This window comes from Lachnospiraceae bacterium oral taxon 500 (genome assembly GCA_002999035.1).
GTDB lineage: Bacteria > Bacillota > Clostridia > Lachnospirales > Vallitaleaceae > W11650.
In genome coordinates, this window is sequence record CP027241.1 from 1,195,748 (window position 1) to 1,213,224 (window position 17,477).

General features: G+C 49.2%; 16 protein-coding genes and 1 pseudogene. All 17 read left to right on the forward strand.

The annotated features are described in order from the left end of the window. Window positions 1-82: 82 nt before the first annotated feature. The 17 genes and pseudogenes from C3V36_05540 to C3V36_05620 all read left to right on the forward strand — a co-directional run bounded on the left by C3V36_05540 (window position 83) and on the right by C3V36_05620 (window position 17,326). Window positions 83-661, forward strand: coding sequence for a lipid carrier--UDP-N-acetylgalactosaminyltransferase (locus C3V36_05540; protein AVM68744.1), 579 nt, complete (start codon window positions 83-85; stop codon window positions 659-661). A gap of 4 nt (window positions 662-665) precedes the next feature. Then, a complete protein-coding gene (locus C3V36_05545) occupies window positions 666-1,589 on the forward strand; it encodes a hypothetical protein (protein AVM68745.1) in 924 nt (307 codons plus the stop codon). 150 nt (window positions 1,590-1,739) lie between these two features. Continuing rightward, window positions 1,740-3,596, forward strand: coding sequence for a hypothetical protein (locus C3V36_05550; GenBank protein AVM68746.1), 1,857 nt, complete (start codon window positions 1,740-1,742; stop codon window positions 3,594-3,596). Next, on the forward strand, window positions 3,593-4,183 hold the full coding sequence (locus C3V36_05555; GenBank protein ID AVM68747.1) for a hypothetical protein: 591 nt from the start codon (window positions 3,593-3,595) through the stop codon (window positions 4,181-4,183). The genes C3V36_05550 and C3V36_05555 overlap by 4 nt, the downstream gene beginning before the upstream one ends. Window positions 4,184-4,322: 139 nt before the next feature. Then, window positions 4,323-5,303 (forward strand): NAD-dependent dehydratase, encoded by a 981-nt coding sequence (locus C3V36_05560; GenBank protein ID AVM68748.1) that lies wholly within the window; start codon window positions 4,323-4,325, stop codon window positions 5,301-5,303. A gap of 145 nt (window positions 5,304-5,448) precedes the next feature. Beyond that, window positions 5,449-6,618: an aminotransferase DegT gene (locus C3V36_05565; protein ID AVM68749.1), complete on the forward strand. Its 1,170-nt coding sequence runs from the start codon at window positions 5,449-5,451 to the stop codon at window positions 6,616-6,618. Window positions 6,619-6,846: 228 nt separating this feature from the next. Then, complete coding sequence (locus C3V36_05570; protein ID AVM68750.1) at window positions 6,847-7,902, forward strand: nucleotidyltransferase; 1,056 nt, start codon at window positions 6,847-6,849, stop codon at window positions 7,900-7,902. Continuing rightward, the gene (locus C3V36_05575; protein ID AVM68751.1) at window positions 7,899-8,564 is read left to right on the forward strand and encodes a hypothetical protein; all 666 of its coding nucleotides are present in this window, start codon (window positions 7,899-7,901) and stop codon (window positions 8,562-8,564) included. Before C3V36_05570 ends, C3V36_05575 begins: the two co-directional genes overlap by 4 nt. Before the next feature lie 92 nt (window positions 8,565-8,656). Beyond that, window positions 8,657-9,655 (forward strand): N-acetylneuraminate synthase, encoded by a 999-nt coding sequence (gene neuB, locus C3V36_05580; GenBank protein ID AVM68752.1) that lies wholly within the window; start codon window positions 8,657-8,659, stop codon window positions 9,653-9,655. Between the two features lie 87 nt (window positions 9,656-9,742). Further along, complete coding sequence (neuC, locus tag C3V36_05585; protein ID AVM68753.1) at window positions 9,743-10,903, forward strand: UDP-N-acetylglucosamine 2-epimerase (hydrolyzing); 1,161 nt, start codon at window positions 9,743-9,745, stop codon at window positions 10,901-10,903. A 167-nt stretch (window positions 10,904-11,070) separates the two neighbouring features. Next, entirely contained in the window at window positions 11,071-12,039 is a 969-nt protein-coding gene (locus C3V36_05590; protein ID AVM68754.1) for a polysaccharide deacetylase, read from the forward strand. Beyond that, a pseudogene (locus tag C3V36_05595) lies at window positions 12,014-12,809 on the forward strand (methionyl-tRNA formyltransferase). Before C3V36_05590 ends, C3V36_05595 begins: the two are co-directional and overlap by 26 nt. Window positions 12,810-13,087: 278 nt before the next feature. Then, window positions 13,088-13,816 (forward strand): CMP-N-acetlyneuraminic acid synthetase, encoded by a 729-nt coding sequence (locus C3V36_05600; protein ID AVM70453.1) that lies wholly within the window; start codon window positions 13,088-13,090, stop codon window positions 13,814-13,816. Window positions 13,817-13,895: 79 nt separating this feature from the next. Beyond that, window positions 13,896-14,294 (forward strand): flagellar biosynthesis protein FlaG, encoded by a 399-nt coding sequence (locus C3V36_05605; protein AVM68755.1) that lies wholly within the window; start codon window positions 13,896-13,898, stop codon window positions 14,292-14,294. A gap of 12 nt (window positions 14,295-14,306) precedes the next feature. Next, on the forward strand, window positions 14,307-15,809 hold the full coding sequence (locus tag C3V36_05610; protein ID AVM68756.1) for a hypothetical protein: 1,503 nt from the start codon (window positions 14,307-14,309) through the stop codon (window positions 15,807-15,809). Between the two features lie 105 nt (window positions 15,810-15,914). After that, window positions 15,915-16,376 carry a hypothetical protein gene (locus C3V36_05615; GenBank protein ID AVM68757.1) on the forward strand — a complete coding sequence of 154 codons (462 nt, stop codon included), beginning with the start codon at window positions 15,915-15,917 and terminating at the stop codon, window positions 16,374-16,376. 131 nt (window positions 16,377-16,507) lie between these two features. Further along, complete coding sequence (locus C3V36_05620; GenBank protein AVM68758.1) at window positions 16,508-17,326, forward strand: flagellin; 819 nt, start codon at window positions 16,508-16,510, stop codon at window positions 17,324-17,326. Window positions 17,327-17,477 lie beyond the last annotated feature (151 nt).

Genomic DNA, 17,477 nt, shown 5'->3' on the forward strand with positions numbered 1-17,477 from the left:
GATTAAGGAGCGATGCTGGGGAGAGAATGTCTTATGGGCTTAAAACGAAGATAAGAGAACAGCGATGGAGAGAGGAACTTTTATGTATGTAAAATACGGTAAAAGGGCGGTTGATTTTGGTCTGGCGCTGGTCGGACTGATTGGTCTGGGCTGGCTGCTGGTGTTGCTGGCGTTTTTAGTGCGCCTGACTTCGCCGGGGCCGGCGCTGTTCCGGCAAAGACGGATTGGCCGGAATAAGAAGGAGTTTGAGATTTTAAAGTTTCGGACGATGCGGATAGATACGCCGCAGGATATGCCGACACATTTGCTGGCAGATCCGGAACGGTATGTGACACCGCTGGGGCGGTGGCTGCGGCGGACGAGCCTGGATGAGTTGCCTCAGTTTTTTAATATTTTAAAGGGAGAGATGGCGCTGATTGGCCCGCGTCCTGCGCTGTGGAATCAGTTTGACCTGATTGCCGGCCGGGAACTTTACGGCGTCAACCGGTTACGGCCGGGTTTGACCGGTTGGGCACAGGTCAACGGCCGGGACGAAATCCCGCTGGTCAAAAAGATTCGGCTGGATGCAGAATATGCTAAGCGGATCAGTTTGCGGTTTGACCTGAAAATCTTTTTTATGACGGCCGGTAAAGTCATAACCGGGGAAGGAATTAAGGGATAACGAGATGTACAGGATTTTGATTATCGGCAAAAACAGCTATATCGGTAAAAATCTGAAAAACTTTCTGGAATTATCATCGGCGGCGGAAAAACAGGAATGTAAAAATTATTTAGACCAAAAACCCGGTGTTCAAAAAACGAACAAAAAAGAAGAGTTTGGGCCGGAGCCAAATAAAGTGGCCGGCCAAACGGAAGTAAAACGATGGGATTCGGAAAAGTGTCGGCTTTGGACGGTTGACAGTGTCAGCGGTCAAAACGGCGAATGGCAGGATATGGATTTTTCCGGTTATGATGTGGTGGTGGTTTGTTCGGCGCTGGTCCATAAAAACGAAAAAAAGCTGGGCTGGCCGGCGTACTTGCAGGCCAACGCAATTTTGCCGGTACAGATTGCCGAAAAGGCCAAAGCGGCCGGGGTGAACCATTATATTTTTTTAAGCAGTCTGGCCGTGTACGGGCGCGGACAGGAACGGATTACAGCCGGACAAAGGCCCAGCCCGGAAACCTATTACGGGCATTCCAAATATTTGGCGGAGCAAAGCCTGCTGCCGATGGCCGATGATGCTTTTACGGTCACGATTGTCCGCCCGCCGATGGTATACGGCGAGAGGGCCAAAGGCAGTTACCGGCAGCTGCAAAGGCTGGCAGCGGTGCTGCCTCTGTTTCCCCAGATTGAAAATCAAAAGAGCGTGATTTCCCTGCAAAATCTATGCCGGTTTTTACGTGCAGTCATCGATTCCCGGGCAGGCGGAATTTTTCACCCGCAGGACAGGGTTTATCGTTCGACAACCGAGCTGATGCAGATGGCAGCCGGAACAAGAAAAATATGGCTGATTCCCTTTCCGCCGGCGCTGAACCGGTGGCTGGCCAGCAAAAGCAAGCTGTGGCGCAAGGCTTTCGGCAATTTAACGGTGGAAAGGCAGGGATTTTGACCGGAACCTCGTAAAAAAGCGGTCGTAAAATCAGCGAAGCAAATGGAAAAAATGAATATAGGAAAGCGAGGACTTTACTTTGCCGTGAAACAGCCGATACTATAAGGGACTAAGATTGATGATGAAAGAGCTGCCGAAAGGAAAGAGAATATGCTGTCCATTTATAATAAAGCTTTGATGAAAGAATTGAATGCTCCCTTGCTGGAGCAGATGGAAAAACTGGAAAAAGAGGGTCTTGGCCGCACCCGGATTGAAAAAGCGGAGAACGGGCAAAAAGCTTTGGTGCTGACCCAGGATAATCGGGAGTATTACCTGACTTCGCGGTATAACCCGGAATATGAGGCTAAAAAATTAGTTGATTCATATTCCGACTTAAATAATGAAAGCAGTATTATTTTTTTTGGAGTGGGCCTGGGCTATCATATCAAAGAGGTTTTGCGCCGCTATCCGGGGATTAAATATTTTTTGGTCGAGCCGGATGAGGAGATTCTGTATCGTTTTTTAGAGCAAAATGAGCTGAAGGATATGCAGCTTAAAAACTTAAACGGCGTGGAAACAGACTATAAAAGAATGGAAATAACGCTGGCTGAGTTCGGTCGTAAGTTCAATCGGCAAAATGTCCTCTTTTTTCTAAAGAGCTATGTTCATTTCTTTAAGGAAAAACGGCAGGAGTTTTATGAAAAATATTTGCTCACATATAAAAAAGAAAAGGATTCGGCAATCGGCGGACTGATATTGAGTAAACCGATGATTGAATCGATCATGATTAATATGAAGCCAATTTTGACAGGGCCTAATTTATTTTGGCAGGATTTAACCCAATTTGCCGGCAAAACCGCGATTTTAGTAGCGGCCGGGCCATCGCTGGATGAAGAAATTGAAAATCTGCGGATCATTAAAGCGAAAAAGATGGCGGGTATTTTTGCGGTCGGCAGTGCGATTAACGCGCTGTTAGCCAAAGACATTTATCCGGATGCGGTATTTTCCTATGACCCGACGCCGGCAAACCAAAAGGTGCTGCAGCAAATCAAAGATCGCAACATCATCGAGATTCCGCTGTTTTACGGAACAGAGATCGGTTATCAGTCGCTGCAGGGATATCCGGGAAAAACCTTTTCGATTTTGTCTGTCGGCGCGACTCAGCAGAATTATTTTTTAATCGGCAAAAAACCGCTGCCGGAGGTCGGAGTAGGGCGCACGATTTCGGTTTTGGCGCTGGATACACTCCGCTATTTAGGGTTTGGCCGGATTATTTTGGTTGGTCAAAATCTGGGAATCAAAGGAAGCAAGGTTTATAGTTCCGGGATTTCTTATATTGACAGTGATAAGATAGGTGAGCAATATTCGGTTGAGGCAAAAGATGTTTACGGCAATACCATGCGGACAGCTTCCATTTATGTGACCATGAAAGAAGATATTGAAGATTTGCTTTCCTTATGGGGGCCGGGCGAGGTTGAAGTATATAATGCCACTCAAGGCGGGGTGGCTATCAAAGGAACCCGGTTTAAAGAGTTATCAGAGTTGATGAAGACGATGCCGGAAAACGACATTGATTTTCACTGGGATGAAAAGGCCGAAGGCGAATATGACCGGAAATATATGGCAAAAAGGATAAAAGAAGTAGCCGCTGACCGGGATATTTTAGAGCGCTATATTGCCAGCTGCAAAACGATTCTTAAGGAAATTGAAAAAGAACGGAAATTAGGGCACTACGACCGTCTGCGCAAAAGCTATGTTAAATTAAATCTGGCTTTGAAACGGCTGGAAGAAAACCTTTTCAGCACTTTGTTTGTGATGCCGATAAAAGAAGTGGGATATAAAAATCTGGTAGACAAAATTGAATATTTTAATGAAATTCAAGATCCGGCGGAGCAGGCGCAGACAATTTGGCAGGAATTTAATCGGTTTTTAACCGAATATGAGCCGACATATAAAAAACTGAAAGAAGACTATAAGCAAATGGAAGCTGCGATGCAGGATTATGTGCGGGAAGGGGAGAAGAAATGAAGCTATCCATCAGACAAACCGAAAAAGAATATGGTACCTGGACGGCTGAGCAGATTTGGCAGGAAATAGAAGCGGAGCTGGAAAAGCAGGGGCTGTTGCTCAACTATATCATAGCGGACGGTGAGGAAGTCTGGGAAAACTTTTCCGAGTACCTAGTGGAGCGGCAGGGAAAGCTGCAAACAATAGAGGTGATGGCCCTGACTTTGGCCGAGTATACTGCTTTTGCCGCCGGCGATTTGGCGGCAGCCGCCAAGGCCGGAGCGGAGGAAGCACTGCGTTTAAGCGACTCATTTTATGGCGAACAGGCATCCGGCGAGAATTGGCCGGGGCTGAGCGCGATATTTGAAAAAGTTTCGGCGGATTTTGCCGCGGTTGAGCTTTTGCACTCACTTCTTCAGGCACAGCCGGGCAGGGAGGAGCAAGCGGCGGCAGTGGAAGAACTTTATAGCAGACTGCAAGCGGATTTAAAACTCTTTCAAAAGCCCTTGGCCGAAGAGGATGTGATTTATATTGCCGATTTGCTGCATTTTGAACTGGAGTCTGACCTGCGCGAACTGGCGCGCTGCTGCGAAACGATTAGGGACTGAGGATTCGCTGCTTAGAATAGACTTTTCACTTATCGGCACAAAAGGGTTTCGCCTTTTTGCCGGCGGATTACGCGCCTGCACAGCAACCTGTGTGTTGCAGCCGGGCGCGGAATGATGATAAAATCAGAAAGGAAAGCATATGGCCAAAGTATTGGTAACCGGAGCGGACGGCTTTATCGGCAGTCATTTGACGGAGGAGTTAGTCAGAGCCGGTCAGGAAGTAAAAGCGTTTGTTTACTACAATTCATTTAATTCCTGGGGCTGGCTGGACAGCCTGCCTCCGGAGATTTTAAAGGAGATTGAGATTTTTGCCGGCGATATTCGCGACCCGAATGGTGTTCGGACGGCAATGCAGGGTCGGGAAGTGATTTATCATTTGGCGGCGCTGATTGCGATTCCCTTTAGTTATCATTCGCCGGATGCTTATGTTGATACCAATATCAAAGGGACTTTAAATGTTTTGCAGGCGGCTCGGGATCATCAGCCGGAGCGGGTGCTGATTACATCAACTTCCGAAGTTTACGGCACGGCGCAGTATGTGCCGATTGATGAAAAGCATCCCTATCAGGGGCAGTCGCCCTATTCTGCTACCAAGATCGGAGCAGATCGTTTGGCGGAGTCTTTTTACCGCAGTTTTCAGCTGCCGGTCACGATTGTCCGGCCGTTTAATACTTATGGGCCGCGGCAGTCGCTGCGGGCGGTGATTCCGACGATTATCACCCAGCTCCTCAGCGGCTGTCAGACAATTAAGCTGGGAGCGCTGTCGCCGACGCGGGATTTTAATTATGTGAAGGATACGGTGGCCGGTTTTATGGCGATTGCCGCTGCCGAAAAAGCAATCGGCGAGGAGATCAATATTGCGACCGGGCAGGAAATCAGCATCGGTCAGTTAACCGAGGAGCTGATCCGGCAGATTAATCCGCAGGCAGTGATTGCGTGTGATGAGGAGCGGCTGCGTCCGGAGAAAAGTGAGGTCAACCGGCTATTGGGTTCAAATGAAAAGATTAAAGCGATGACCGGCTGGCAGCCGCGCTATGACTTAGCGGCGGGTCTGGCGGAAACGATTGAGTTTTTCCGGCATCACCTTGACCGCGATAAGGTCAATATTTATAACATTTAAGAAGTATGAAAATTCGGTGAAAGAATTTATCATTTTTTGATGTGTTAATAATTGTGGCTTACGAATATTGCCGGCAGGAGCTGCAGGAGCGTTAGCGGGGCAATCTCGTATTCTGAATGACATTTATATACGGAAAGGAAAAACTATGAATCAAACATGGATTCCTTTATCAGTACCGAACTTAAAAGGGAATGAATTAAAGTACGTTACCGCCGCCGTGACTGGGGAATGGGTATCGACGGCCGGAGCGTATGTCGGTGATTTTGAGCAAAAAATAGCGGAATATCTGGGCGTGAGCGGAGCGGTGTCCTGTCAAAGCGGAACAGCCGGCCTGCATGTCGGCTTACAGCTTTGCGGCGTAGGGCCGGGCGATGCGGTCATTGTCCCGACGCTGACCTTTATTGCGGCGGTTAATCCGGTCAAATACTTGGGCGCAGAGCCGATTTTTATGGACTGCGACGACAGCTTATGTATGGACATGGAAAAGCTGGAGCGCTTTTGCCGTGAGGAATGTGACTGGAAGGACGGTCAGCTGATCCACCGGGCCGGCGGCCGGCCGGTGAAAGCGGTTGTGCCGGTGCATATTTTCGGCAATCTGGCGGATTTGGACAGGTTAATGCCGCTGGCGGAAAAATATGGTTTAAAAGTGGTTGAGGACGCAACCGAAGCGCTGGGCAGCCGCTTTTTGAGCGGGCGTTACGCCGGCCGCTACGCCGGTACCATCGGGGATTTCGGGGTATATTCCTTTAATGGCAATAAAATCATTACTACCGGCGGCGGCGGGATGATGGTTGCCCGGTCGGAAGCAGACCGGCTGCATGCTAAACATTTGACGCAGCAGGCCAAATCGGATGAGGTACGGTTTGAGCATGATGAGATCGGTTACAATTACCGGCTGACCAATTTACAGGCGGCGCTGGGCTTGGCGCAGTTAGAGCAGTTAGAGAGCTTTATCGGGCATAAAAAAGAAAATTATGAGCGCTATCAAAAAGCCATTCGGGAATTGCCGGGTTTAAAGTTCTTGGATTTCCGGCCCGATATTCGGGCAAATTATTGGTTTTACTCGCTGTATTTGACAGATGAATTTCCGCTGAGCCGGGAAGACCTGATGCAGTACCTGATGGAACAGAAAGTTCAAACCCGGCCGATTTGGGGCCTGATTCATCAGCAAAAGCCCTACCAGGGCAGCCGGACATATCAAATCGAAAAAGCCGTCAGCTATCGTGACCGCGTACTGAATCTGCCATGCAGCACGAACTTGACCGCAGCCGATGTTGATCGGGTCATTGCCGTCATTTGTCAAGCAGGGAAATAGAGGAAAGGCACGGCCGAAGAAGCGGGGCGAGTTGCGAGTATTGGCAGTGATTGCGGCGGCGTTGGGAACAAGCGAGACTTGCGGACGGGGGCTGACAATTGCCCGGCAGGGAAATAGAGAGGAAAGGAACGGCGGAGCGGGATAAGTTACGAGTATTGGCGATGATTGCGGGAGTATAAAGTAATCGGCCGTCGTGGCTATGATGTAAGGGAATGGATAGGAGGGCGTATGGAGATCAAGGACTTTTTAATCCCGGAAAGCTTTCGGATTATTGACGCAATGCAAAGGCTGGATACTTTGGGCAAAAAAACTTTATTTGTCGCGGAAAACGGCCGGCTCCTGGCGGCAGTAACCGATGGTGATATCCGCCGCTGGATTTTAAAAAACGGAAACTTACAAAAATCCGTTAAAGAAGTGGCCAACTATCGGCCCAAATGGCTTCCGGCGGAAGAAAGAAAGCAGGCTTACCGGAAGCTGAAAGAATGGGAAGTGGATGCCATTCCTCTGCTGGCGGATGAGCGGAGAATTGTCAGTATTTTTTTGTGGAACAATGAAGAAATTCGTTCCGGCAGAAAGCTTCTGATTCCGACAGTAGTTATGGCCGGCGGCTTTGGTACCAGGCTGTACCCCTATACCAAGATATTGCCCAAGCCGCTGATTCCCATCGGTGAGATTCCGATTGCCGAGCATATCATGAACCGTTTTCACAGCTTTGGTGTAAATTCCTTTTACCTGGTGGTCAATCATAAGAAAAACATGATTAAGGCCTATTTCAGCGAGAACAATAAAAACTATCAGATTTATTATATTGATGAAGACAAACCGCTGGGTACGGGCGGTGGCTTGCAGCTTTTGGCCGGGCAGATTACGGAAACTTTTTTCCTGACCAACTGTGATATTTTGGTGGAAGCCGATTATGAGCAGATTTACCGCTGCCATCAGGAGGCGGGCAATCGGATTACCATGGTCTGCGCCCGCCAAAATATGAAGATTCCCTATGGTGTGGTGGAAGCCGGTGAGCAGGGGAAACTTTTAACGATGAAAGAAAAGCCGGAGCTGTCGTTTTTAACCAATACCGGCTTTTATGTGGTCGAGCCGGTGGTGATTGAGCGCCTGGAGAAAGATGTTCCGATCAGTTTCCCGGAGATTATCGCCGATTGCCAACAAAGAGGAGAGCGGGTTGGTGTTTACACGGTTGAGGCTGACCAATGGCTGGATATGGGCCAGATTGAAGAAATGGAAAAAATGGAGAAAATGCTGACCGGACTGGAGATGGAAAAATGAAGTGGCAAGGCCTGCCGGTGGTAATCTTAGGGACGGGTGATGTGGCCCGGGAACTTATCTATTTAATAGAAGAAATTAATTTGGCCTGCCGTCAGCCGGTGTATCAGGTGCAGGCTGTGGCGGCGGAAAATGAGGAAACCGCCGGGCAATGGAGCGGCGCTGTGCCGGTTATTGCCGAAGCGGATTTGGCGGCCTTTGCCGGGCGTTTTCCGCTTTTGGGGGCGGCGATTCCGATAGGCAGCCCAATGGTTATAAAAAAGATATATCAGAAAATAAAGACAATTCCCAATTTTGTTTACCCCAATTTTGTTCACCCTCATGTGAATCTGCGTAATATTCGATTAGGCATGGGCAATATTATTCAGGAAAATGTGTCAATTTCCATTGGGGCGGAACTGGGGGATTTTAATCTCCTCAATTACGGCTGTTTTTTAGGACATGATGTCAAAATAGAGGATTTTACGGTGATAGGCCCGCAGGCCAAAGTTTGCGGCCGGGTGACAGTCGGCGGAGAAAGTCTGATTGGCGTGGGGGCAACCGTGCTGCAGGGACTGACCATCGGCCGCCGGGCAGTAGTCGGAGCCGGAGCGGTTGTAGTTTGCGATACGGCGGCGGAAGAAATGATGTTGGGCGTACCGGCACGGCCGAAGCGGAAAGGATAAGCGTTTGCGGTGGTCGGAGCAGTGCGGACAGTGTCGCTGCATCCGGCTGATGGCAGGACATTCGCGGCGGAAAAGAACAGGAGGTCAGCGCAATGAAGCAAAAAGTATTTATTATCGCCGAAGCGGGCGTCAATCATAACGGCGAACTGGCGTTAGCCAAAAAGCTGGCGGACAAAGCCAAAGAAGCGGGGGCTGATGCCGTTAAGTTTCAGACCTTTCGAACCGACAAGCTGGTAGCGGCGAGCACCGCTCAAGCTGCTTATCAGACGGTGAATATCGGCAAGGAAGAAAGTCAGGCGGAAATGCTGCGCCGTTTGGAGTTGTCCTATGCCGATTTTCGGGAATTGCAGGCCTATTGCCGGGAAATCGGCATTTTATTTTTATCGACCGCCTTTGATTTGGAAAGCATTGATTTTTTAGAATCCCTCAGTTTGCCGGTGTGGAAAATTCCATCCGGCGAGATTACCAATCTCCCTTATTTGGAAAAAATTGCCGCCCTGCAAAAGCCGATGATTCTGTCGACCGGCATGGCGGAAATGGATGAGATTCGGGCGGCGCTGGCCGTTTTGGAGAATGGGCAGGAAATTACGGTGCTGCACTGCACGACCGAATATCCGGCTCCGGATAAGAGCGTCAATCTGCAAGCGATGCTGACACTGAAAGCGGAACTGGGGCGTCCGGTCGGGTATTCCGATCATACCGAGGGGATTGTCGTGCCGATTGCAGCAGCGGCGCTGGGGGCGGTTGTGCTGGAAAAGCATTTTACTTTGGATAAAACCATGTCCGGACCGGATCATAAGGCCAGTTTGGAACCGGCCGAGTTAACCGAGATGGTCAAAGCGGTACGCCGAGTTGAGCTTTGTCTGGGCAGCAGCGAGAAAAGGCCAAGCCAGGCCGAACTGGAAAACCGCCGGGCTGCTCGTAAATGTATTGTGGCGGCCGGGGCGATTGCTGCCGGTGAAACTTTTACTCCGAAAAACATTACGGTCAAAAGAGCCGGCGCGGGTATCAGTCCAATGCAATGGTATGAGGTTTTGGGACAAAAAGCAATCAAAGATTTTGCGCCGGACGAGCAGATTTGCCTGAAATAAGAATTCCCCCAGTTTCTGAACGAAACAAGGCTTGAGAGAAAAGCCGGATGTGAAATCGCTGAGCATGATTTTAAAAGGAAGCAAAAAATGAAAAAAATTTGTTTTATAACTGCGACCAGAGCGGAATATGGTTTGTTAAAGCCGGTTATGATGAGAGCGGCGGCGGATTCGGAGATAGAACTTCAAATTTTGGTGCTGGGGATGCATCTGTCGCCGGAGTTTGGCTTTACCTACCGGGAAATTGAAAACGACGGTTTTGTCATCACCCGAAAAACGGAAACGCTGCTCAGCAGCGATACGCCGGCCGGAATCAGTAAGAGTATGGGATTGACCATGATTTCGGTGACGGACGCTTTGCTGGAATTAGCCCCGGACATGGTGGTGGTTTTGGGCGATCGCTATGAGATTTTTGCGGCGGTCAGTGCCGCTTATACGCTGCGAATTCCGGTGGCACATCTGGCCGGCGGCGAGGTAACGGCCGGTGCACTGGACGAGGGCTTTCGGCATAGTATTTCCAAAATGAGCCGGCTGCATTTTACCGCCAATGAAACTTATCGCCGGCGGGTGATTCAGTTGGGGGAAGCGCCGGAAACGGTCTTTGCGGTCGGTGATACCGGAGCGGAAAATATTCGTCGCCAGTCCTTGCTCAGTCGGCCGGAGATTGAGAAAGAGTTAGGCATTAAGCCGGACGAGCCTTATTTTTTGATTACTTATCACCCGGTGACCTTGGGGCAGGGGGATGCGGCCGAGGAAGCGGAAAGGCTTTTGTCAGCCTGTGCGGCCTTTCCCGATATCCGGTTGATTGTGACTGCGGCCAATGCCGATGCCGCCGGCCGCCGGATCAATCAAAAATGGGAAGAATACCAAATCGCTGAACCAACCAGGATTCAGCTCTTTTCTTCCCTGGGACAGCTTCGTTATTTAAGTGCGATGAAATATTGCAAAGCTGTGCTCGGTAACTCTTCCAGCGGCATATTAGAAGCTCCGACCATGGGGCGGCCGTCGGTCAATATCGGCAGCCGGCAGGAAGGGCGGCTGCGGGCCGAATCGGTGATTGACTGTCCGCCGGAAACCGAAGCCATCAAAGCGGCCATCACCAAGGCATTATCGCCGGAATATCAGGACGGCAGCCATTTTCGCAATACCCCCTACGGCCAGGGACAGGAAACTTCAGACAGCATCCTTCGAGAAATCAAGCGCTTTTTTGTACAGCCGCAGCCGCCAGCCAAGCGGTTTTATGATATATAGGGAAAGGGCAGCACCGGTAAGCAGGCGTGGCTGCAGGCAGGCATTACATATTCCGGATAAGAAAATGGGAGCAAAGCGATACGGCCGAAGGGAGCGGGAATATTTCCGGTGGCTGCGGAAGAGCAGAGTAATCGCCTTTCACAAAGCTTTATATTAAGGAGGAGAAAATGACAGCACATGGAGTGATGTTTCATCATTTTCATGATGAGGCAAATTATATTAAATCACAAGGCAGTATTAGCGCCCGGGAACTGAGAGAACTGCTGGAATACTATAAAACTAAAGGCAGGGATAATGCGGGATATAAGCTTTTACCTGCCGGAGAGTGGCAGCGGAAGGCACTGGAGAACACATTACAGCCGGACGAAGTTTGCTTAACTTTTGACGATGGCTTAAAGTGCCAGTACGAAGTGGCGTATCCGGTTTTAAAAGAGCTGGGCTTAACTGCTTTTTTCTTTATTCCGACCCAAAGATTTTTGGGGGAAGCGGAAAAACTGGAGATTTACCGGCATTTTCGGTTTGCCTGTTTTGCGGAAATTGATGATTTTTATCAGGCTTTTTTTGCGGTTTTAAAAGAAAGCAAACGCATTTCCGATTTGGGCCAAAAGCTGAGGGCGCCGGAATGTCTGGATTATTTGCGGGAGTTTAGCTTTTATACGGACAATGACCGCCTGTTTCGCTATGTGCGGGATAAGCTGCTGACCGAAGCTCAGTATCATGAGTTGATGGCGGAAATGATGGCACAGCGCGATTATGATGCAGCGGAAACCGAAAAGAAAGTATATTTAAATAAGGAAGAAATAGGGGCGCTTTTTGCCGAGGGCAATGTGATCGGCCTGCATTCACATACGCATTATACATCGTTAGTCGATACCGGTTATGATCGGCAGAAATGGGAATATACGACCAATCGGTGGGTATTGCAGGAAATCATCGGCGAGCCGGTGGAAACGGTTTCTTATCCGTCAAATTCTTATAATGACAAGACCTTGGAAATTATGCGGGAAATGGGAATTCGGCTGGGATTTCGGGCGAATATGGAACCGGGTTTTGCTTCGGTTTTGGATTTTCCGCGGGAAGATCACACCAATATTATCAGGAGAATGCGTCATGAAAATCACGGTATTTACCAGTAATCAGCCACGGCATATTCATTTATTGAAAAAGTTAGCGGGCATTGCCGAAACGGTTTATGCGGTGCAGGAATGTAATACGGTCTTTCCGGGACAGGTTAAGGACTTTTTTAATAATTCGGAGGTGATGCAGCAATATTTTCAGCGAGTAATGCAGGCGGAGAAAAATATTTTCGGTCAGGTTAGCTTTTTGCCATCGAATGTGAAATCGCTGGCGATTAAGATGAAGGATTTGAATCAGCTGCCGTTGCCTGCATTGGCGGAAGCGCTGCGTTCCGACTGTTATGTGGTCTTTGGCTCCAGCTTTATTAAAGGCGAACTGATTGAATTTTTAGTAAAAAATAAGGCGCTGAATATCCATATGGGGATTAGCCCGTATTTTCGGGGAAGTTCCTGCAATTTCTGGGCGGCTTATCTGGGGCATCCAGAAATGGTGGGGGGCGACGATTCATATGCTGAGTGCCAGATTAGACGCCGGTGATATGCTGTATCATGCTTTGCCGGAAGCAAAAGAAACAGAAGCCTTTGACTTGGGGATGCAGGCGGTGGCGGCGGCGCATAATTCCCTGACGGAAAGACTGCGAAGCGGTCAGATTTTTGACTTTGTGCCGGTGGTGCAGGATAAAACCAAAGAAATAAAATATACCGTCAATGCCGAGTTTAATGATGAAGTGGCGGCGGATTATCTCAGGCATTTGCCCGGCAGGGAAGAAATTCAGAAAAAACTAGCCGGCCGGGATTTGTCCATGTTTTTAAGACCGTATATAGGGTAACTCAACTTTCCCCTGATCGAAGTGCTTCGCACTTCTGCCCGGGCGGGCAGTCTGCCATAGTCTTTTTTGACTCTATCCCGCTCGGAGAGCGGGTGCATGGACTCACTCTCGCGATTTGCTTTGCAAATCGCATTCCGTTCCTGTCCATGCAACGAGTCTAAAAAAGACTGTTCTGGCGAACATGGGAAAGTTGAGTAAGGTAATAAATAAAAAAGTTGAATGGAGAATTAATGCAGCCGCAGCCATTGGCGGCGGATTCGGCAACAAGAGGACAGAAGATGAAAAATATAGCAATCATCCCGGCCAGAAGCGGGTCAAAGGGACTGAAAGATAAGAATATCAAGCTGCTGGGCGGTAAGCCGCTGTTGGCCTATACGATTGAAGCGGCAGCGGCGTCGGGCTGCTTTGCCGAGATTCATGTCAGCACCGATTCGCCGGAGTATGCAAAAATAGCGGAAAACTTCGGCGCGGCCGTTCCGTTTTTGCGGGCGGAAAGTTTAGCCGGCGATACAGCCGGCAGTTGGGAAGTCGTTAAGATGGTTTTGGATAAATATGAACGCAGTGGTCAAGTCTTTGATACCGTGGCACTGCTGCAGCCGACTTCGCCGCTGCGGACGGCCGAGGATATCCGAAACGGTTATGCGCTGCTGACCGAAAAAAGGGCGGATATGATCGTGGCGGTCTGTGCTGCCGAACATAGTCCGCTGTGGATGAACACACTGCCGGAGAATCAGTCGATGGACGGCTTTCTGGATTTGAACCGGCTGGCCGGCAACCGGCAGGCGCTGCCGGTTTATTACCGGATTAACGGCGCTCTCTATATCGGGCGAACCGATTTTATCCGGCGGCAGACGAATTATTATCAGGCCGGAACATACGCTTATGTCATGGCTAAAAATGCGTCGGTCGATATTGACGATGCACAGGACTTTGAGTGGGCCGAGTATTTACTGGCCAAGCGGGAAAACAGCAATAGGAAATTTATAAGCATTGATAAAAAAAGCTAAGATTTTTCGGCTGTCGGCCGATAATATTATAGACGCTCAACAAGGACGAGCAAGCAACAATATCCAAGGAGGAAGAATTATGAGAATTGAAGGAAGTACGGAAGCGTTTACGCTGCCCAAAATCGCTTCCAGCGTTCAGGCGGAAGTTGCGGCAGCAGAGGACAGGCGTGTTTCAGCGGAACCCTCATCGGCCGAAAAGATGAAGGTAGAGCACGAAAAAGCGGCTCAAACCCAGGAAATCCGCCGGGAAATGTCGGAGGATGAGATTTTTAAGCAGGTCAAGGATGCCAACCAAAAATTGAAGACCTATGACCGGCGGTTGGAGTTTTCGATTCACGATGTGACCAAGAAAATCATGGTCAAGGTGATCAACACCAACGACGACAGCGTAATCCGGGAAATACCGTCGGAGAAGGCTTTGGACATGCTGGCCTATGTCTGGAAGATGACAGGTATTTTACTGGACGAGAAGAGATAGGAGGAAAGCAAAATGGCAGTATCAAGAATGACACTGGGAGGATTGGCTTCCGGTATGGATACCGACAGCATGATTGAAAAGCTGATGGCGGCCCAGCGCTACCGGGTCGATCGCTATAAGAAAAGAAATATCAGCAAGGATTATCGCCGGGAAGAATGGAAGAAGATGAACTCCAAAATCTATTCCTTCTTTAATAAAGATTTGACGGCAATGCGCCTCAAGGGGAATCTGATCAAAAATAAGGTCAGCAGTTCCAGCACGGCGGTAGCCGATGTGGAGGCGGATGCCAATGCCCCCAAAGGTACGCATGAGTTGGAGGTCGTCCAGCTGGCGAAAACGGCGGCAACTGCCAGCGGCAGGCTGACTAAGCCGGATGGCACTCCAATGACGGAGTCGACTACCTTTGGTGAGATGGGCTTTACCGGTGCCCCACTTAGAATTACTTATAAGGATGAGCATGGTGTGGAGCAAACCATCGATATCACAGCTGAAGCGGATGATACGCTGAAAAGTTTCGCTGAGAAGATTAAGAAAGAAACCAAGGGCAAGATTGATCTGGAAGCCAATGCCGATATTAAAAACGGCCGGCTGTTCCTGTCTACCAAGAAAACCGGAGAAAAGCAAAACTTTCGCATAGGTGGTGCGCTGGCACCGGTGTTTGGCTTTACTACCGACGAAGTGAAAGGGCAGGATGCCAAGTATCGCTATAATGGCATGGATTTTACCAATGACAGCAATAATGTTGAAGTCAACGGCTTGAAAGCAACCTTAAAATCCGTCGGCCAGACCACCGTATCGGTAACGAAAGATACGGATGCCGCTTATAAGCAAATCATTGACTTCTTTAAAAAGTATAACGCTTTGGTCAATGAAATGCAGGATAAGGTCAATGTTTCCGTCCCCCGGAGCCAAAGAGATATGGAGCCTTTGGTTGACACCGAAAAGAAAGGGATGTCGGAGGCCGATATTAAAAAGTGGGAAGAAACCCTGCGCGGCCGGGTTTTCAAGGGCGATAAAGACCTGAAAGGTATTTTAAGCGATTTTCGGACTTCCTTTGCCATGACCACGGTTGAAGGCAACGGCAAATACAATGCGTTAAGCAGTTTGGGTATTTTAACCGGCGATTATAAGCAGGGCAGCGGTGCGCTGATGTTTGTGGACGGCGACAGCGAGCTGGGCGGCAAGCGCTCGGATATGCCCAACAAGTTGAAGGCAGCTTTGGAAGAAGATCCGGAAGCAGTGTCTGAACTGATTTCGACGGTGGCCAAAAATTTGAGCGATAAGCTGTCGGAGCGGATGAAATCAACCACCCTGCGCAGCTATATGAGCTTTTATGACGATAAAGCTCTTCAGGAAGACTACCGGCAAATGGAGAGAAAAATCCAGACCCTGGAGGATAAGCTGATTGATATCGAGGAAAAATACCGCAAGCAGTTTGCAGCCATGGAAAAAGCATTGGCCAAGTCGAACAGCACATCCAACTGGCTGTCCCAGCAACTGGGCGGCGGACGGTAGTTTTGGGCCGAAGAAAGAAATTGCTTGCCGGCCGGCGGCAATGTAGCAGTAAGCGGGGCCGGCGATATGCATAGTCGTTTATAAAAACCGCAGGAGGAAAGAAACATGGATAACTGGTCAAGACTTTTTGAACTGCTGGCGGAAGAAGCCACCTTGTGGCGGGAAAGCCAAAGCCAGGCAGAGCAGCAGCTGGCGGCCTGGCAGGCAAAAGAAATAACAGTCGAGGAAGCGGAAAGCTATCTGACCCGACAGGAACGCTCACAGGCCCTGCTCCTGCAGAAGCAGGCGGAGATTGAGCAGCTTCAGGCGGAGATTGAGGCGACGGCGGAAAAACTTTCGGCTGAGCGGCAGGCAGAACTGGAAAGGGTAGTGCAGGCCAGAGCGGAGCTGCAAAAGCTGCAGGCCAAACTGACAGTCCAAAATCAAGAGTTACAGGTCGGGCTGCGCAGCTTCGGCGAAAAGCAGCGGAACTTGATTCGGGAAAGCCGAAGCCGACAGGCGGCGCAGCAGACGTATCAAACGGTTCCGCTGGCGGCTGAGTCAGCCTTACTGGATCAAAAAAAATAATTTTGCGAAAGAGGGTTAAGCTTTGACCGAAACAACCGATAAATAATATTGTAAGGGCTTAGGAAACCAAAAGCCAATTTGACAGGCGACAGGAAGTCGCTGCACATTTTCAATCCAAGGAGGAAGAAACAATGAGAATTAATGCAAACATTATGGCGATCAACAGCCACAGACAATTAGGAACCTTAAACAGCCAGCAGGCAAAATCCACTGAGAAATTATCATCCGGTTTCCGGGTTAACCGGGCAGCCGATGATGCCGCCGGTTTAGCAATTTCCGAGAAGATGCGGGCACAGATTCGCGGTATGAATCAGGCTTCGCGTAATGCCCAGGACGGTATCTCGGTTGTACAGACGGCGGAAGGCGCAATGGATGAAATCCATGCTATGCTGCAGAGAATGAAGGAACTGTCGGTTCAGGCTGCCAATGATTCCAATCAGGATACGGATCGGGAGTTAATCCAAAAAGAAGTTGATCAGTTACTTGGTGAAATCAACGCGATTTCTGAGAAAACGCAGTTCAATAAGATGAAGTTATTGGATGGTACCTTTAAATCAAAAGATTTCCAGGTAGGTGCTAATAAAAGCGATGCCGAAAAGATCACGATTACTATCAGCTCGGTCAAGGCAAGTGGTTTGAAGGTCAGCGGTATGACCGTAAAGACCAAAGCCAGTGCTCAGAAAGCAATCAGTACGGTTGAAACTGCAATCGTTAAGTTGGCAGAACGTCGTGCAACCTTAGGTGCAGTTCAAAACCGTTTGGAACACACCATCCGGAACCTGGACAACTCAGCTGAGAACCTGACGGCTTCCGAATCCCGGATTCGTCACACCGATATGGCCAAGGAAATGATGGAGTTCACCAGAGTTAATATCCTGACTCAGGCTGCTCAATCGATGTTGGCTCAGGCTAACCAACTGCCGCAGGGCGTATTGCAGCTGCTTAGATAATTGCAGTTTGACAAGAGCCGGCCGGTGTATTTGGCTGAAAATTGAAAAACAAGAAAAGCCCGGTATTTTACCGAGCTTTTTTGCGTCCAGTTCAGGCAAGCAGATGGTAATGCTTGCCTGAACTGTAATTTTTTGGTTGTTATTTATTCAC